The following is a 16,126-nucleotide window of genomic DNA, read 5'->3' on the forward strand; positions in this document are numbered from 1 at the left end:
ATAATTAATAATCCAGTGCATCCGGCAGCGCAAGCGGTGCCTGAACAACGCCGTGGTGCAGCAGTCTCAACGTGGGTCCGGCCTCATCGTGATCGACCCGAACACGCGTTACGCTTGCGTAGGGCACATCGAGGCGATGCACGTACGCACCGGCGTCATGGTTCATGCCCAGCACCTGTTGCAGAACCGCTCGAATCACGCCGCCGTGGGTCATCACAACCGTATGACGCTCATGGCACATCAGCCTGTCTTTTAACGCCTCGCCCACACGTTGCTCGAACGCCGAAAGCGTTTCGCCGCCAGGGGGGCCTGCAAGCGCCGGCGCCGCCCAGAACCGCGCCAAATGGTCAGGGTCTTGCTCATGAAGCTCGGCCACCGGGCGCCCGTCCCAGTCGCCGAAATCCATTTCCGCCCAACGCCCGTCCACATTCAGCTTGACGCCTGCTGTCTCGGCCAGGCGCTCTCCCATGCGTCGGCAACGCTTTAATGGGGAACTTATAACGTGCGTTGGCGTAGGCAGCCACCCAAGCACCGCCTCGATCTGGCGTGTCCCTTCTGCACTGAGCTCAACGTCTGTGCGCCCGCGCAGCATCGGACCCCCTTCGCAGGCGCCATGGCGAACGAAATCGATAATGGTTGCGCTCATGTGCCCTCCGGATGGCCAAGTGCCGGCATCGGCGCGCCCTTCAAGCACTGTGGCAGTCCGGCCACGACCCACCAGGCGTGGCTGGCCCGCTGTGCGATGCGCTGATGCGCCGTACCGGAGAGATCGACAAAACGCCGACTGAGTGCGTTCATCGGCACCACGCCCTGGCCGACTTCATTGCTCACGATCAGAATCCGGCCTTCGGCGTGGGCCAGAACGTCGTCGAGCGCCTCGAGCGCAGCCGTCATGTCCCGCTCGCGCAAAAGCTCGTTGGTAAGCCAAAGTGTCAGGCAGTCGACCAGCACGCAGCGCCCGGGCGCCATCGCCCGAGAAAGCGTCTCAGGCAGGTCCAGCGGCGACTCGATCAGCCCCCACCCCTCCGGGCGGCGGGCGCGGTGTAGCTCGATGCGCTCCTGCATCGACGTATCGTCGCCGGCCTCGGCGGTCGCGATATAGATGATTTCGTCACCTTGATGCATCGAATACTGGGCAAGCGTTTCGGCAAACCGGCTCTTACCGGAACGCGCGCCCCCAAGAATCAGTTCAACCACACCGCCACTCCTGCCAATAACACTGAAAGTTCAGTGATCTGCTGAGAAAATCCCAGCGCATCGCCGGTATACCCGCCAAGCATTGCCCGAAGCCACCGCGCAAGCCCGACACCGGCAACCGCGGCGACGCCAATCATCAATGCGCCGGTAGTGCCGCAGGCCCACAGCGCGATCACACACGCCGTTAGCGCCGAGCCCCCCTGAACCCTGCCCGCGACCGGACTGGCCTGGGCGCGCACCTTGCTGTCGCTCAGACGCACATAGGAAAGCCGCCCCATGACCGCAACCGCCACGGCCCGGCCAAGACAATGCGCCGTGATCAGCACCACGGTGGCAACGCCGGCGGATACCTCGACCAGCGCAACCAACAGGGCGTACTTCAAAAGGGTCGTACCCACCAGCGCGAGCACCCCGTAGCTGCCGACCCGGCTGTCCTTCATGATCACAAGGCGCTGCTCGCGGGTGTGGCCGCCGCCAAGGGCATCGACCGTATCCGCCAGCCCGTCTTCGTGCAGCCCGCCGGTCACAAGCCAACCCGTGACCAATGAAAGCCCTACCGCGACCGTGGGCGGCCAAAGCAGCAACGAAAGCCACAGCACGAGGGCGATCAGCCCCCCGATCAGCGCCCCGATCAATGGGTAATACCTGAGCGCATCGGACAGCTCATTACCTTCCGGCCGCTCGGTCCGCATCGCCGGCAGCCGGGTCAGAAAACTGACCGCCCACCCCATGAGACGCGCTTCACGGCGGCATCGATCACGCAGCGTCATACCGTGATGCCGGCGTCGTCAAACGAGGCCATTTCATTGTAGAACGCCAGTGCCGAGCGCAACATCGGCAACGCAAGTGCCGCCCCGCTGCCCTCGCCGATGCGAAGGCCCAGTGAGAGCAGCGGCCTTGCGGCGAGCCAATCGAGGGCCAGCGCGTGACCGCGCTCCTCGGACTGATGTGAAAAGATCAGATACTCCCGCGCCTCCGGCGCAATCGCACAGGCGTACATCGCCGCCACGCTTACCATGAAGCCATCGATCACCACCGCCATGCCGGCCTCGGCACCGGCAAGAATCGCCCCGACCAGCCCCACGAGCTCGAACCCGCCCAATGCGGCCAGTGTATCGATCGGATCGAACAGCGCCTCACGATGACGCCGGAGCGCCTGGGTAATAAGGGCCTTCTTGCGCGCGAGCTGAATGTCGTTGACGCCCGTACCTCGCCCGACGCACGCCGCCACCGGGTGGCCGGTGAGCGCAGCCATCAGGGCGCTTGCCGAACTGGTGTTGCCAATGCCCATTTCACCGAGGGCAATCAGGTTGGTGCCCTCACGGTGCAGCCTGCCAATGAGCGATCGGGCATGCTCGAACCCGGCTTCCACGCAGTCCCGATCCATCGCCGGGCCCTGATGAAACGCCGCCGTGCCCGCACCAAGACGGGCATCGATGATGCGCTCATCGTCGAGAGCCGTGCGCATGCCCCAATCAACCACGGTCACGGGAAGTCCCGCCTGGCGTGCGAAGGCGTTGACACTGGCGCCACCGGCCAGAAAGTTCGACACCATCTGGCGCGTCACCGCCTGAGGCGCGATCGAGACACCAAATTCGGCCACGCCGTGATCACCGGCCATGATCAGAAGCCTTGGCAGGCGAATCTCTGGGGGCGTTGCCTGAAACGGCGGCGTGCCAAGCACGCGGGCAAGCGTAAAGGCCAGGGCTTCAAGCTCGCCCAAAGCGCCCGGGGGCTTGGTTCGGCTGTCGATTCGGCGGCGAATCAGATCGTCCATCACGGTCGACACCGGAGGAATGCTAAAGGTCATGAAAGCTCGCATGCGGGTTCGAGGGCGCTCAGAACATACCACCGGCAAAGGCCACAACCAAGCACCTGCATTGACGGGCTCGCAGCGCCTCAATAGGATGGTCGCCACGCACAGGTGCCCGGCCGCACGCCGGGATAATCGGGAAAGTGATGTGAGTTCACTGCTGTCCCCGCAACGGTAAGCCGCCCGCCTCGGTTCGAGACGGCTGCAAGCCCGGAGACCGGCCTGATGCGCTTTTGTTCACCTCTCTTGACGCGTACGGGCGATGCGCGGGAACGGACCATGACACCACACGTTTTGATGATCGCGGCGACCGCGCTTAACGGAGTTGCCCGATGAGCACGCCTCCCCTGTTTCCGTTCACGGCCGTGATCGGTCAAGGCACGCTCAAGCGCGCCTTGATGCTTGCAGCCATCGAGCCTCGCCTCGGGGGCGTGTTGATCTCAGGCCCGCGAGGCAGTGCGAAATCGACGCTTGCCCGTGCGCTCGCCGCGCTTTTGCCTTCACCGGATGCCCGCTTCGTGACCCTGCCACTCGGTGCCAGCGAAGACCGCCTCACCGGCAGCCTCGACCTGGACCACGCGCTCTCTGAGCAGCGTGTGCGCTTCAATCCGGGACTTCTGGCGCAGGCCGATCAGGGCATTCTCTACATCGATGAAGTCAACCTGCTGCCCGACAGCCTGGTCGACCAGCTCCTCGATGTGGCGGCCTCCGGCGTCAACGTGGTCGAGCGCGACGGCGTCAGCCACTCACACCCGGCCCGGTTCACGCTGATCGGCACCATGAACCCTGATGAAGGCGCGCTTCGCCCCCAGCTTGCCGACCGATTCGGTCTTCAGGTCGAGCTTGCCGATGCGCTAAGCCCCGAGCAGCGCATGGCGATTGTGCGCGCCCGCCGCGCGTTCGATGACGACCCCGAGGGCTTCTGCGCGCAGTACGCGAACGACCAGCGCGCCCTGACCGAAACCATTGCTACCGCCCGGGCGCAGCGCGCACGCGTCACCCTCGCTCCGGCGCTCGAGCTCGACATCGCCACCCGCGCCATGAACGCAGGCGTTGAGGGCGTGCGCGCCGACATCGCCTGGCAGCGCGCCGCCTGCGCTCACGCCGCGCTTGACGGCCGAACGGCTGTCACAGCCGCCGACATCGACCTGGTCGAGCCTCTGGTACTGAATCATCGGCGGACGACACCGCCGCCTCCGAATCAGGGCAATCACAATGCCCCTGATACGCCGCCACAATCGTCGTCGAACGACGCTCCGGGCGCCGATAACGATCATGAGAGCCGTGACACGAGCGAGGCCTCACCGTCTTCGGAAGACGACGGCGCGCATGGCGCCTTGCCGCCCGAGCCTCAGCCGACCGGCACCCGCCGCCGCTGGCGTCCGCTTGAGCGCAGCGCCTCCGGCGACAACGCCACCGCCCCGCTTGAGGCCGAGCGCGCTCGGCACATGGGGGGCGCCAACAAGGGCGCCCGCCAGCACCGCAGCGCCATGGGGCCGGTCGACTGGCCGCGAACGCTTGCCGCCGGGCTTTTTGACGCCGCGCCACGGCCGCACCATCGACGCCGTCGCACCGGCCGCCAGTCGCCCCTTCTGATCGTGCTCGACCGCTCCGGCTCGACACGTGCCGGCGCACGCTTCAGTCAGCTCAAGGGGCTTCTTGCCAACATCGTCGAGCACGCCTACCGCACCCGGCGGCAACTGGCCGTGCTGTCCTTCGGCGGCGACGGGGTTGTCTGGACGCACGCCCTCGGCCGAGCGCCGAAGCACGTCGAGACACTGCTTGCCCCGCTCGGTGCCGGCGGCGGCACACCGCTTCTGGACGCGCTCGAACGCGCGCGCTCAGAACTCGCGCGCTGGCAAAAACGCTTCAATGTTCAGGCTGAAAGCTGGCTTTTGACCGACGCCCGTGCGCCGTTTCCCAAGGCGCTTCCCCCCTGGCCCGGCGTCCTGACGATTGTGGATACCGAGCAGGGGCGCGTACGTCTTAATCGCGCCGAGGCGCTCGCCAAAGCGCTCGACGCGCAGTACACAACGCTTGACGAGTATCCGGCCCTTGATGACACAGACGCCGATTCGACCGCACCCCCACGAGGAGCCCTTGCATGAACGACGCAGCTGATACCAAGTACCGTGAACGCATGGCTACCAAAAAACAGGTCGTCGATGAGCGCATCGCCCGCGCAACGATCGAACGGGGCGTTTTGATCCTGATGAAAGGCAACGGCAAGGGCAAAAGCAGCTCGGCCTTTGGCACGCTCGCCCGCGCCCTCGGCCACGGCCACCGGGCCGCCGTCATCCAGTTCATCAAGGGCCGCAAGGCCACCGGCGAGTACCTGTTCTTCAAGGATCATCCTCGGGTCGATTTCCACGTCATGGGCCATGGCTTCACCTGGGAAACCCAGGACGCCACCAAGGACCGGGACGCCGCGCTCGCAGCCTGGGCTCAGGCCGAGGTCTACCTTCAGGACCCGAACTACCACTTCCTGTTGCTCGATGAGCTCTCCTATATGCTGAAGTACGGCCATCTCGAGCCCGAGCGCGTGGCAAAAGCACTTGCCGCACGGCCCGAGCACCAGAACGTCATCGTGACCGGGCGCACCATGGCCCGAGAGCTTCAGGACATCGCCGATACCATCAGCATCGTCAACGACGAGCGCCACGCCTTTCGACAAGGTGTCAAGGCTCAACCCGGCATCGAGTACTGAGACCATTATGACCGACGTCGCCGCCCCCACTCGCGAGGCCCTGTGCCCGGCGCTGTTCATTGCAGGCATCGCCTCCGGTCAGGGCAAGACCACCGTGACGGCCGCGCTTGCGCGTCTGCATCGCCGCAAGGGGCGCAAGGTCGCGATCTTCAAGACCGGGCCGGACTACCTCGACCCGCTGATTCTGGCCCAGGCCGCCGACCACCCGGTCGAGCCGCTCGATCTCTGGATGGCTGGCGACGCCTTCTGCCGCCAGCAGCTGTTCGACGCTGCGCGCCAGTGTGATCTGATCCTGATCGAGGGGGCGATGGGGCTGTTTGACGGCACGCCCTCGAGCGCCGACCTCGCCGCGACGTTCGGTATTCCCGTCGCTGCCGTCATTAACGCCAAGGGCATGGCCCAGACCACCGCCGCACTGGCCTTCGGGCTCAAATACGCCCCGCGCCCGGCGAGCATGGCGTTTGAGCTTGCCGGCATCATCGGTAATCACGTGGGCAGTGCCCGCCACCGTGAGCTGATCGAGACGAGCCTGCCCGATGACATTGCCCTGCTTGCAACGCTTGCCCGAGATGAGGCGTTCGAGCTGCCCTCGCGTCACCTCGGGCTGGTGCCTCCGAGCGAACAGGACGGGCTTTCCAGACGCATTGACGCCGCCGCCGATGCGCTTGAAGACACGGCCCTGGCCGCGCTGCCACCGGCCTGTCGCTTTTTCGACCAGCACATTCCGGCACCCGAGCCCGCCCTTGCCGGCAAGACGGTCGCGATCGCCCGAGACGATGCGTTCAGTTTCATCTACGCGGCGAATTTGCGCCTTCTTCGTGCCCTGGGCGCCGAGCCTTGCTTTTTCTCACCGCTTGAGAACGCGCATCTGCCGGACGCCGACGCCTACTGGTTGCCGGGCGGTTACCCCGAGCTTCACGGCGAGGCCCTGAGCGCCAACACCGCTTTGCACGAAGCGCTTCGTCAGCGCCACCGCGCCGGCACGCCGATACTTGCCGAGTGTGGCGGCATGCTCTTTTTGCATGAAACCCTGACCGACCACGCCGGCACCTGCCACACCATGGCCGGGCTCTTGCAGGGGCATGGCGAAATGCGCACCAAACGCGGCTGTCAGGGCATGCAGTACGCGCCGCTGCCTGAAGGCGACATTCGCGGCCACGCACACCATCACGCGAGAAGCCACGCAACGCTCGAGCCGTTGACCCATGCCCGGCGCGCCCATCACCCGGCACCGGGTGAGGCAATCTATCGGAGCGAACGCCTCACGGCGAGCTACCTGCATCTGTTCTTTCCCTCGAACCCAGCCGCCGTGGCCTCGTTGTTCGGCGCAGACGGCTCACGCTAACCATGTGGCCTGAAAGCGACGACGCATCCCGCCCGCTCAGAACCGGTTTGACGACCGGCAGCTGCGCGACGGCGTGTGCGTTGGCCGCGGCCAGGTTGTTGCTGTCAGGCACGCCCACCACACAGTGTGATATCGACCTGCCCGCCCGTCGGGGGCGGCCGGGCAAGCGGGTCAGCCTGCCGATCACCCGCTGTGAGCGTGTGGCGCCCGACTGCGCCCGCGCCGATACGATCAAGGACGCCGGCGACGACCCGGACGTCACCCACGGCGCCACCGTGTTCGCTGTGGTGACGCAAGGCGCCCCCGGCATTCGCTTTCACGCCGAGCGCGGCGTCGGAATTGTCACTCGAGACGGCCTGCCCGTGCCTCGGGGGGAACCTGCGATCAACCCGGTGCCCCGGCGCATGATCACCGAGCACCTCGACACCCTGATTCGAGAGCACGGCGGCGAGCTCGGCTTCGACGTTGCCATTGGCGTTGAGCGCGGCGAAGCGCTTGCCCTGAAAACCATGAATCCCCGCCTCGGGATCGAGGGGGGGCTGTCGATTCTCGGGACGACCGGCATCGTGCGGCCGTTTTCCTGTGCGGCCTACATCGCCTCGATCCATCAGGCAATCGATGTGGCACACACCAACGGCGTCACCCACGTGGCTGCGACCACCGGCAACGTCAGCGAGCGCTACGCCAGGCACACGTTTGGCCTTGAGGACATGGCGCTCATCGAGATGGGCGACTTCGCCGGCGCCGTACTCAAGTACCTGCGCCGGGTGCCCATGGCCCGGCTTTCGCTGGTCGGGGGCATTGGCAAGATCAGCAAGCTCGCCAACGGCCACCTTGACCTGCACAGCCGCGCCTCAAGCATCGATTTCGAGTTCATTGCCGAATGCGCCCGCGAGCTTGGCGCCTCGAACGCCATGCTCGAGGCCATTCGAGACGCCAACACGACCGGCGCGGCGATCGAGGCGGCCAGCGCCCTGCCGCTGGCCGAGCGCCTGTGCAAGCGGGCATGGGAGACCGCGCGGTCTCGCCTACCGGCGACGCTTGTAGTGGACGTCACCGCGACCGACCGTCAGGGCCATTGCCTCGGCGCCTGGCCCCGGGAGACCGCATGCGCGCACTGATTCTCGGTGGCACGGGCGATGGCCGAACCCTCGCTGAGAGGCTGAGCGGGCACGGACTCGACGTCCTCTATAGTGTCGCCGGCAGGCTCACCTCCGCCCGACTGCCAACCTGCGCGACTCGCGTCGGCGGCTTCTCGAGCAGCGACCACGATAGTCTCGAGGGCTTGGCTGAGACGCTGATCCAGGAAAGCATCACACTCGTGATCGACGCGACCCACCCCTTCGCGGCACGCATTTCGGTCACGGCCCTCGCGGCCACTAAACGGCTTGGCCTGCCGTGTTGGCAACTGCGTCGGCCGAGGTGGATACCAACCTCGGAGGACCGCTGGCACGAGGCCCGAGATCTCGAAGCACTGGTCTCAAGTCTTGAGCCTTATTCCCGGCCGTTCGTGACCCTTGGCCAATCAAGTCTTGCTCTGGTCGAGCGGCTCGCGCCGCATCAACACGCGCTGGTGCGAAGCGCCGCCGCACTCGAGCTTCCCGCGCCGCACCGCCACGTGCTCGACCGGGGGCCGTTTGCGATACATAAAGAGCTCGACGTCATGCGCGGCCATCACTGTGACGCGCTGGTGACCAAACACAGTGGCGGCGAGACCACCGAGGCCAAACTGCTCGCGGCCCGAGCACTCGGACTGCCCGTTTTTTTACTTGCTCGTCCGCCACTCCCTGAGGCGGACCGCGTTTTCTATAGCCCGGCGGCGCTTTCACGCGCGCTGATCCCGGGCCGACCGACCGATGAGGTTCAACATGACCGATAAACCCGCCATCCTGTTCGTGGGCCACGGCTCCCGCGACGTCGATGCCGTCAACGAATTCACTCAGCTCACCGCCCACTTTCGCGAGCGCTACCCGGACCGCCTGTGCGAGTACGGTTTTCTCGAGTTCGCCCGCCCCGTCATCTATGACGGCGTCAAGAAACTGGTCGATCAGGGCGCAACCACCATTTCCGCCGTGCCCGGCATGCTGATGGCCGCAGGCCACGCCAAGAACGACATCCCGAGCGAACTGAACGCGCTTCAGGCCGAATTCGACGGCATTACCATCAACTACGGTGCCGAGCTCGGCGTTAACGCCAACATGCTTCAGGCCGCGCGGGATCGCATCGAGGCCGCCGAGCAGAGCTTCGGCGAGGACTACGAACGCAAGGAAACGCTGTTGGTGGTGGTCGGCCGCGGCGCCTCCGACCCGGACGCCAATTCCAACATCAGCAAGATCACCCGCATGCTCGAGGAAGGCATGGGCTTTGGCTGGGCGGTGACCGGCTACAGCGGCGTAACTACCCCGCTTTTGCCCGAGGCGCTCGAGCGCGCACACCGGCTTGGCTTCACCCGCGTGGTCATCTTTCCCTACTTCCTGTTTACCGGACGTCTGATCAAAAAGATCTATGACTGGGCGGATGACTACCAGCGTGCCCACCCCGAGGTGGAAGTGGCCAAGGCCGGCTACCTCAACGACCATCCGCTGGTGATCGACACCTTCGCCGACCGGCTGCATGACATCGAGGAAGGCAGCCCCAACATGAACTGCCAGCTCTGCCAGTACCGAGTTCAGGTGGTCGGCAACGAGCACAAGGTCGGCGCGCCTCAGGAAGGCCACCATCACCATGTGCGCGGCGCCGGCACCGACGCCGATGGGCATCACCATCATCATGACCATCACCACCACGACCATGGGCATCATCACCACGGACACGGACACGGACACGGACACGGACATCACGATCACGGCCACAGTCACGCCCATGACAAGAACACGCTGGCGACCGACCGCGAATGATCGACTGGCCCGAGTTCGAGCGTGACCCCAGGGCCATCGAGCGTGAGAGCTTTCGACAGATTCGCGCCCTCACCGACCTGAGCCGCTTCAATGACGATGAGGCGCAGGTCGCAATGCGCCTGGTGCATACCTGCGGTGACCCGGCGATGGCCTCGAGCGTGCGCCTGAGCGCGGACGCCGTGACACGCGGACTGGAAGCGCTCTCTCGCCGGGCGCCGGTCCTCTGTGACGTCGAGATGGTGCGTTTTGGCCTGACTCAGCGCTATATGGACGCCCTCGGGCTTGAGGCGCACTGTTTTCTGCGCAGGGACTCGACCGGAGAGCGGGCGCGCGCCCATGGCATGACCCGCACCATGGCCGCCGTCGCGGACTGGCTCGAGCATCTTGAGGGCTCGATCGTGCTGATCGGCAATGCCCCGACGGCGCTTTTCCACCTGCTCGAGAAGCTGCGCGATGGCGCGCCACGGCCCGCACTGATCATCGCCATGCCGGTTGGCTTTGTCGGCGCGGCCGAATCGAAGGCGCATCTGTGGGCGGCCCAGGACGCGCTTGACCTGAAGGCCATGACGCTGCTTGGTCGTCAGGGCGGCAGCGCACTGACGGCGGCCGCGTTCAATGCGTTATTGCGCATTCATCAGGGAGAGCGGTACTGATGACGCTTTATGTGGTGAGCCTTGGCATCGAGTCGCCGGCCGTTCTGCCTACACGCGCTGTCAGGTGGCTCGCCGAGGCCGATCATCTTATCGGAAGCGCGCGCCAGCAGGCGATGATCCACCCTTATGAAACGCGCGCGCAGCGCCATGCGCTGCCCCGTCCGCTCGACGAGCTGGGGCCAATGCTTTCATATCTTGAAGGCACGCTTGTTCTGCTTGCCTCCGGCGACGCCCGGTTTTTTGGTATTGCCAATACGCTTTCGAGACGCTGGCCTGCGCTTTCGTTTGAAAGTTCGCCGAACGTGTCGAGCATTCAGTATCTGGCACACCACCTTGGTGTCGACCTGGCCGCATCGAGAACGATCAGTCTCCATGGACGACCGCTCGAGGCGTTGACGCCGCATCTTGTATCCAATAACACGCTGATGCTACTGACCGATGCCGCCAACACACCGCAGGCCATCGCCACCCATCTTGTCAGGCACGGGTTCGAACATAGCGTCTGCACGGTTGGAGAACGACTGGGTTACCCGGAAGAAACGGTGCGCAGGTTCGACACCGCCAGTGCACTTGCCTCCGAAGAGACGCCCTTCGACGGCCTGAACGTGGTGTGCGTGACACTTGCGCCCAAGATAAGGACCGAGCCTCAGGCCGCGCCCTTGGATGACACGCCGCCGTGGGTGTTGCCCGATGATCAGTTCGCAACCGACAGCCCGACACCGGGCCGGGGGCTTCTGACCAAGGCCGATATGCGACTGCAGGTGCTCGCCCTGCTCGCCCCACGCCCAAACGACATCGGCTGGGACATCGGCGCCGGCTGCGGCGGGGTCAGCATCGACTGGGCGCGTCAGCTCGAGTCGGGGTGTGTGCACGCGTTCGAGCATCACCCGGGCCGGTGGGAAGCGCTTTCGATCAACCGCGACCGCTTCGGTGTCTCGAGCCGGCTTGCACTTCACTGTGAGACGGCATCGAGCGAGACGCTCGCCGCCCTGCCGCCTCCGGACGCGGTCTTTATTGGTGGAAGCGACGGCCACCTTGATGCCTTGCTGCCCTGGCTCTGGCAGACACTGCGGCCCGGCGGGCGGCTTGTGATCGCAACCGTGCTCGAAGGAAGCCGCGCCGAGGTGCTGTCGTTTGAAACCAGCCACGGCCTTGATGGCCAGTGGCGGCAGCTCGGCATCAGCCGCGGCGAATGGCTCGCCGGTCAACGCCTGCTGCGCCCGGCGCTGCCGGTCACGCTTGTCTGCTTTCATAAACCGAATGCCACCGACAGGACACACGCAACGTCACAGGAGCACCCGGCATGAGCGGTACCTTTTTCGGACTCGGCGTCGGCCCGGGCGACCCGGAGCTTTTAACGCTCAAGGCCCACCGACTGCTGCAGCGGGTGGATGTGGTGTGTTTCATTACCAACAAGGACGGCTACTCGCTTGCCGCCGACATCGCCCGTGAGAGCCTGCCAACGACGCGTCGCCAGCGCCATCTTCCGATTGAGATCGCGATGTGCCGAGATCGTACCCTGATCGAGCAGGCCTACGATCAGGCAGCGGCTCAGATCGGTGAGGCGCTTGACCACGGTCATGATGTGGCCTTTCTGTGCGAGGGCGACCCGCTGTTCTATGGCTCCTTTGCCTATCTGCTGGCGCGCCTTGCCCCCGACTACCCGTGTACGAGCGTGCCGGGCATCAGCTCGCTTCAGGCCGCCGGCAGCGCACTGACCCAGCCATTGACGACCCAGGGCGATCGATTGGCGGTGATCAGCGGGCTCGAGGACGAGCGTGATCTTCTGGACGCGCTCGAGCGCTTTGAAACCGTATTTATCATGAAGGGCGGACGACGGCGCCATCACATCGCGGCGGTGATCGAGCGCGCCGGCCGCGCGCATGAGTGTGCGTATCTCGAACATATCTCAACGCCTGAGGAAACGCGCCTTCGCACGCTCTCAAGACTGCCGGACGGGCCCGGCCCCTACTTCTCGGTGTTCGTGGTCAGCCGCCATCACCGGAGTACGCCATGATCACGATCGTCACACTGACCGAGCCAGGCCGCGCCCTCGGCGAGCGCCTGCTCGAACAGCTCGATCAGGGCGGCCGTCACGTCCACAAACCGGCCCCCTTCGGCGAGTGGCTCAGAGGCGCGTTTCTTGACGCACAAACAACGCGCGCTCCGCTGATCTGCGTCTGCGCCACTGGCATCGTCGTACGAACGCTTTCCCCGATCCTCGGGGATAAATACCGGGACCCGCCGGTGCTGGTGCTCGATGAGCGCGGCCAATTCGTGATTCCGCTGCTTTCAGGCCACGAGGGCGGTGCCAACGACTGGGCCGAACGGCTGGCCGGTATTCTCGGCGCCCAAAACGTAACGACCACAGCCAGGCGCTACGTCACCCCGCGCTATACGCTCGGCATGGGCTGCGAGCGCGGTTGCGAGGTCGATCATCTGGAGGCCCTGGTGCGCAGCTGTCTGAATGCGCGCGGCCTTGCCCAGGGCGATATTCACGCGATTGCAAGTATTGACCTCAAGGCCGATGAAGTGGGCCTGATCGAACTGGCAAGCCGCTGGCAGGTGCCCTTCCGTACGTTCACGGCGGCACAGCTTTTCGAGTTTGACGACGCACTGACGCAGCGCTCCGAGATTGTCTATCGTGAAGTCGGGGTGTATGGCGTTGCCGAGGCCGCCGCGCTTGCCAGCGCGCACGCCCTGACCGGCGCAACCGATGATGCGTGCGAACTGATCCTTCCCAAACAGAAAACGCGACGCGCGACCTGCGCGATCGCCCGAAGCTATGGTGACTGAATGACTCCTCTCTACGTGATCGGTATCGGGCCGGGCGATCATGCCCACCTGACCATGGAGGCGGAAACCGCGATTGCGGCGGTGACCGATGTGGTCGGCTACGGCCTTTATATGGATCTTCTAGGCGATGCCATGACCGGCAAGCGCCGCCATCAGCGCGAACTGGGTGAGGAAACCGACCGCGCCCGAATGGCACTGGATCTGGCGGCGTCCGGCAAGCCCACCGCGCTGATCTCAAGCGGCGACATCGGCATCTTCGCGATGGCAACGCTTGTGTTCGAACTGCTTGATCACGCCAATCAGGGCCTCGAGAACGGTCGCGGCTGGGACCGCGTCGATATTCAGGTCATGCCCGGCATCAGCGCGATGCAGCTGGCCTCGGCCCGTCTCGGGGCGATTTTGGGCCACGATTTCTGCGCCATCTCGCTCTCGGATCTCTTGACCGATTGGGAGGTGATCGACCAGCGCCTGACCGCCGCGGCCAAAGGGGATTTCGTGACCGCCTTCTATAACCCGGTGTCCAAGCGCCGTGACTGGCAGCTCAACCACGCCCGCACGGTCTATCTCGAGCATCGCCCGCCCGAGACGCCGGTGATCGTTGCCCGCAACCTGGGCCGTGACGATGAGCGGGTCGAGGTCATCACCCTTGCCGAGCTTGAGGCGAGCCGCGTCGACATGTTGACCGTGGTCGTGATCGGAAGCTCCACTACCCGCCATATTCGCTTCGGCCGCAATGAGTGGGTCTATACGCCCAGAGGCTATGCCAAGAAACGGGTCGAGTCATGACGGTTCACTTCATTGGCGCAGGCCCGGGCGACCCGGAGCTGATTACGGTCAAGGGTCTCAAGTTGATTCAGCGCTGCCCGGTGATTCTCTACGCGGGCTCACTGGTGCCCATCGAGATTCTTGAGGAAGCCCGTAGTGATGCCGACATCATCGACACCGCCTCGATGGCACTTGACGCCATTATCGAGCGCATCCAGCGTGCCCACGATGAGGGCCAGGATGTTGCGCGGGTGCACTCGGGCGACCCGTCGATCTACGGCGCGACCGGCGAGCAGATGCGTCGGCTCGACGCGCTTGGCATCGATTTTGAGATCGTGCCCGGCGTGACGTCCACCAGCGCCTCCAGTGCGGCGCTCAAACGGGAGCTGACGCTCTCGGGCGTGACCCAGACCGTGATCATGACGCGCTTTGCCGGCAAGACCCCGATGCCCGAGCGCGAAAACCTCGACGCCCTCGCCCGCCACGGCGCCACGCTTGCGATTCACCTGGGCATTACGCGCATTCACAAGATCGTTGAGACGCTGATCCCGCACTACGGCGAAGACGCACCGGTTGCTGTGTGCTACCGCGTCGGCTGGCCCGACGAGCAGCATCTGACCGGCACGCTCTCGACCATCGTCGAGCAGGTGCGCGCGGCCAAGATCACCCGTACCGCGCTGATTTTGGTCGGTCATGTTCTGGCCCCGCCGGAGTTTAATGATTCGTACCTGTACGACGCACAGAAAGCACACATCTATCGCCCGAAATTCAAGACCGCTTCCCCGCGCGCGGTGAAGCGTGAGCCTCAATAAAGGACGCCTCATGCATCTAAACAAGATTCCCGCTACCGTCGTGACCGGCTTTCTCGGCAGCGGCAAGACCACCCTGTTGAGTAATGTGCTGCGCCAGGCCAAGGGCAAGCGCATCGCGGTCATCGTCAACGAATTCGGCGAGATGGACGTCGATTCAGAGCTTTTAAGAAGCTGCCAGCTCGATCATGGCGATGACTCATGCAATACGATTGAAGCCGATGACGACGGCATCTATGAACTGGCCAATGGCTGTATCTGCTGCACCGTGGAAGAAGAGTTTCTGCCGGTGATGAAAAAACTGGTCGAGCGTCGCGATCAGATCGATCACATCGTGATCGAGACCTCCGGTCTTGCCCTGCCCAAACCTCTGGTACAAGCCTTCAACTGGCCCGACGTGAAGCAGTTCTGTACCGTTGATGCTGTCATCACGGTGGTCGATGGCCCGGCGCTGGCCGAAGGCCGGGTCGCCCACGATGAAGACCGCGTCGCACACCAGCGCCTGGCCGATGAGAGCCTCGATCACGACCCCTCGCTCAAGGAGCTGCTCGACGATCAGCTTGAGTCGGCCGATCTGGTCGCGATCAGCAAGACCGACCAGATGGAGGAAGGTGATCTCGAGCGGATCGAGGACGAGCTTCGGGGGCGCCTGGCGCCGCACGTCAAACTGATCCGTGTGCGCGACGGGGAAATCGACGCAAGCGCCGTGATGGGGCTCAACCTTGAAAGCGAAGCGCGCATCGAGGCGCTTGAGACCCACCACGACCACCACCACACCCACGGCCATGACCATCATCACGCCCATGACGATTTTGACAACGTCGTCGTGCGGCTTGGTCAGGTTGATCCGGCCCGACTCAAGGAAGCGCTCGCCGAGGCGATTCGCCAGTACCCGATCGTGCGTGCCAAGGGGTTTGCTGACGTCGGCAAACCGATGCGTCAAGTGGTTCACGGCGTGGGCCACCGGCTCGACATGTATTTCGACCGCCCCTGGCAGTCAGATGAGCACCGCGATACCAAACTGGTACTGATCGGCAAGGGCCTTGATCGACAGGCGATCACCAATGCCCTGACCAAGGCGCAGGCGCCTACCCCCGCCTAATACAAGGGCCCCGGCACATGCCGGGGCCCTTACACTTCGTTA

Annotated in this window: 17 protein-coding genes and 1 riboswitch; of the genes, 13 read left to right on the forward strand and 4 right to left on the reverse strand. The window is 64.7% G+C overall.

Features of this window, described 5'->3' with window-relative positions; translation table 11 throughout:
- Nucleotides 1-4 precede the first annotated feature (4 nt).
- Genes NAT23_RS03290 through cobT form a run of 4 tightly spaced genes read right to left on the reverse strand, consistent with a single transcriptional unit; the run spans nt 5 to nt 3,007 of the window.
- On the reverse strand, nt 5-646 hold the full coding sequence (locus NAT23_RS03290; protein WP_251925523.1) for a histidine phosphatase family protein: 642 nt from the start codon (nt 644-646) through the stop codon (nt 5-7).
- Nucleotides 643-1,197: a bifunctional adenosylcobinamide kinase/adenosylcobinamide-phosphate guanylyltransferase gene (cobU, locus tag NAT23_RS03295; RefSeq protein ID WP_251925525.1), complete on the reverse strand. Its 555-nt coding sequence runs from the start codon at nt 1,195-1,197 to the stop codon at nt 643-645. Before cobU ends, NAT23_RS03290 begins: the two co-directional genes overlap by 4 nt.
- Nucleotides 1,185-1,967 (reverse strand): adenosylcobinamide-GDP ribazoletransferase, encoded by a 783-nt coding sequence (locus NAT23_RS03300; RefSeq protein ID WP_251925528.1) that lies wholly within the window; start codon nt 1,965-1,967, stop codon nt 1,185-1,187. Before NAT23_RS03300 ends, cobU begins: the two co-directional genes overlap by 13 nt.
- Entirely contained in the window at nt 1,964-3,007 is a 1,044-nt protein-coding gene (gene cobT, locus NAT23_RS03305; protein WP_251925530.1) for a nicotinate-nucleotide--dimethylbenzimidazole phosphoribosyltransferase, read from the reverse strand. The genes NAT23_RS03300 and cobT overlap by 4 nt, the downstream gene beginning before the upstream one ends.
- A gap of 98 nt (nt 3,008-3,105) precedes the next feature.
- A riboswitch (cobalamin riboswitch) is annotated at nt 3,106-3,250 on the forward strand.
- A gap of 92 nt (nt 3,251-3,342) precedes the next feature.
- Between cobT and NAT23_RS03310 the strand changes: the two genes are divergently transcribed.
- The 13 genes from NAT23_RS03310 to cobW are packed head-to-tail and all read left to right on the forward strand — an operon-like array spanning nt 3,343 to nt 16,084.
- Nucleotides 3,343-5,118: an ATP-binding protein gene (locus tag NAT23_RS03310; protein ID WP_251925533.1), complete on the forward strand. Its 1,776-nt coding sequence runs from the start codon at nt 3,343-3,345 to the stop codon at nt 5,116-5,118.
- A complete protein-coding gene (cobO, locus tag NAT23_RS03315) occupies nt 5,115-5,717 on the forward strand; it encodes a cob(I)yrinic acid a,c-diamide adenosyltransferase (protein ID WP_251925536.1) in 603 nt (200 codons plus the stop codon). The genes NAT23_RS03310 and cobO overlap by 4 nt, the downstream gene beginning before the upstream one ends.
- 7 nt (nt 5,718-5,724) lie before the next feature.
- A complete protein-coding gene (locus NAT23_RS03320) occupies nt 5,725-7,062 on the forward strand; it encodes a cobyrinic acid a,c-diamide synthase CobB (RefSeq protein ID WP_251925538.1) in 1,338 nt (445 codons plus the stop codon).
- Between the two features lie 2 nt (nt 7,063-7,064).
- Entirely contained in the window at nt 7,065-8,183 is a 1,119-nt protein-coding gene (locus NAT23_RS03325; RefSeq protein WP_251925541.1) for a cobalt-precorrin-5B (C(1))-methyltransferase, read from the forward strand.
- Nucleotides 8,171-8,941, forward strand: coding sequence for a precorrin-6A/cobalt-precorrin-6A reductase (locus NAT23_RS03330; RefSeq protein ID WP_251925545.1), 771 nt, complete (start codon nt 8,171-8,173; stop codon nt 8,939-8,941). The genes NAT23_RS03325 and NAT23_RS03330 overlap by 13 nt, the downstream gene beginning before the upstream one ends.
- A complete protein-coding gene (locus NAT23_RS03335) occupies nt 8,931-9,959 on the forward strand; it encodes a sirohydrochlorin chelatase (RefSeq protein ID WP_251925549.1) in 1,029 nt (342 codons plus the stop codon). The genes NAT23_RS03330 and NAT23_RS03335 overlap by 11 nt, the downstream gene beginning before the upstream one ends.
- Entirely contained in the window at nt 9,956-10,612 is a 657-nt protein-coding gene (locus tag NAT23_RS03340; protein ID WP_251925552.1) for a precorrin-8X methylmutase, read from the forward strand. The genes NAT23_RS03335 and NAT23_RS03340 overlap by 4 nt, the downstream gene beginning before the upstream one ends.
- Nucleotides 10,612-11,919 (forward strand): precorrin-6y C5,15-methyltransferase (decarboxylating) subunit CbiE, encoded by a 1,308-nt coding sequence (cbiE, locus tag NAT23_RS03345; protein ID WP_251925555.1) that lies wholly within the window; start codon nt 10,612-10,614, stop codon nt 11,917-11,919. Before NAT23_RS03340 ends, cbiE begins: the two co-directional genes overlap by 1 nt.
- Complete coding sequence (gene cobI / locus NAT23_RS03350) at nt 11,916-12,629, forward strand: precorrin-2 C(20)-methyltransferase (RefSeq protein ID WP_251925559.1); 714 nt, start codon at nt 11,916-11,918, stop codon at nt 12,627-12,629. The genes cbiE and cobI overlap by 4 nt, the downstream gene beginning before the upstream one ends.
- Complete coding sequence (locus NAT23_RS03355; protein WP_251925562.1) at nt 12,626-13,408, forward strand: cobalamin biosynthesis protein; 783 nt, start codon at nt 12,626-12,628, stop codon at nt 13,406-13,408. Before cobI ends, NAT23_RS03355 begins: the two co-directional genes overlap by 4 nt.
- Nucleotides 13,409-14,194, forward strand: coding sequence for a precorrin-3B C(17)-methyltransferase (gene cobJ / locus NAT23_RS03360; RefSeq protein WP_251925565.1), 786 nt, complete (start codon nt 13,409-13,411; stop codon nt 14,192-14,194). It abuts the gene before it with no gap.
- Nucleotides 14,191-14,985, forward strand: a complete 795-nt coding sequence (gene cobM / locus NAT23_RS03365) for a precorrin-4 C(11)-methyltransferase (RefSeq protein ID WP_251925567.1) — start codon at nt 14,191-14,193, stop codon at nt 14,983-14,985. The genes cobJ and cobM overlap by 4 nt, the downstream gene beginning before the upstream one ends.
- 10 nt (nt 14,986-14,995) lie before the next feature.
- On the forward strand, nt 14,996-16,084 hold the full coding sequence (cobW, locus tag NAT23_RS03370; RefSeq protein WP_251925571.1) for a cobalamin biosynthesis protein CobW: 1,089 nt from the start codon (nt 14,996-14,998) through the stop codon (nt 16,082-16,084).
- Nucleotides 16,085-16,126 lie beyond the last annotated feature (42 nt).

This window comes from Larsenimonas salina, assembly GCF_023736155.1.
Taxonomy (GTDB): Bacteria; Pseudomonadota; Gammaproteobacteria; order Pseudomonadales; family Halomonadaceae; genus Larsenimonas; species Larsenimonas salina.

Coding starts and splice junctions, on each gene's coding strand:
- NAT23_RS03290 (WP_251925523.1), bottom strand. CDS start 646: ATGAGCGCAACCATTATCGATTTCGTTCGCCATGGCGCCTGCGAAGGG.
- NAT23_RS03300 (WP_251925528.1), bottom strand. CDS start 1,967: ATGACGCTGCGTGATCGATGCCGCCGTGAAGCGCGTCTCATGGGGTGG.
- cobT (WP_251925530.1), bottom strand. CDS start 3,007: ATGACCTTTAGCATTCCTCCGGTGTCGACCGTGATGGACGATCTGATT.
- NAT23_RS03310 (WP_251925533.1), top strand. CDS start 3,343: ATGAGCACGCCTCCCCTGTTTCCGTTCACGGCCGTGATCGGTCAAGGC.
- cobO (WP_251925536.1), top strand. CDS start 5,115: ATGAACGACGCAGCTGATACCAAGTACCGTGAACGCATGGCTACCAAA.
- NAT23_RS03320 (WP_251925538.1), top strand. CDS start 5,725: ATGACCGACGTCGCCGCCCCCACTCGCGAGGCCCTGTGCCCGGCGCTG.
- NAT23_RS03325 (WP_251925541.1), top strand. CDS start 7,065: ATGTGGCCTGAAAGCGACGACGCATCCCGCCCGCTCAGAACCGGTTTG.
- NAT23_RS03330 (WP_251925545.1), top strand. CDS start 8,171: ATGCGCGCACTGATTCTCGGTGGCACGGGCGATGGCCGAACCCTCGCT.
- NAT23_RS03335 (WP_251925549.1), top strand. CDS start 8,931: ATGACCGATAAACCCGCCATCCTGTTCGTGGGCCACGGCTCCCGCGAC.
- NAT23_RS03340 (WP_251925552.1), top strand. CDS start 9,956: ATGATCGACTGGCCCGAGTTCGAGCGTGACCCCAGGGCCATCGAGCGT.
- cbiE (WP_251925555.1), top strand. CDS start 10,612: ATGACGCTTTATGTGGTGAGCCTTGGCATCGAGTCGCCGGCCGTTCTG.
- cobI (WP_251925559.1), top strand. CDS start 11,916: ATGAGCGGTACCTTTTTCGGACTCGGCGTCGGCCCGGGCGACCCGGAG.
- NAT23_RS03355 (WP_251925562.1), top strand. CDS start 12,626: ATGATCACGATCGTCACACTGACCGAGCCAGGCCGCGCCCTCGGCGAG.
- cobJ (WP_251925565.1), top strand. CDS start 13,409: ATGACTCCTCTCTACGTGATCGGTATCGGGCCGGGCGATCATGCCCAC.
- cobM (WP_251925567.1), top strand. CDS start 14,191: ATGACGGTTCACTTCATTGGCGCAGGCCCGGGCGACCCGGAGCTGATT.
- cobW (WP_251925571.1), top strand. CDS start 14,996: ATGCATCTAAACAAGATTCCCGCTACCGTCGTGACCGGCTTTCTCGGC.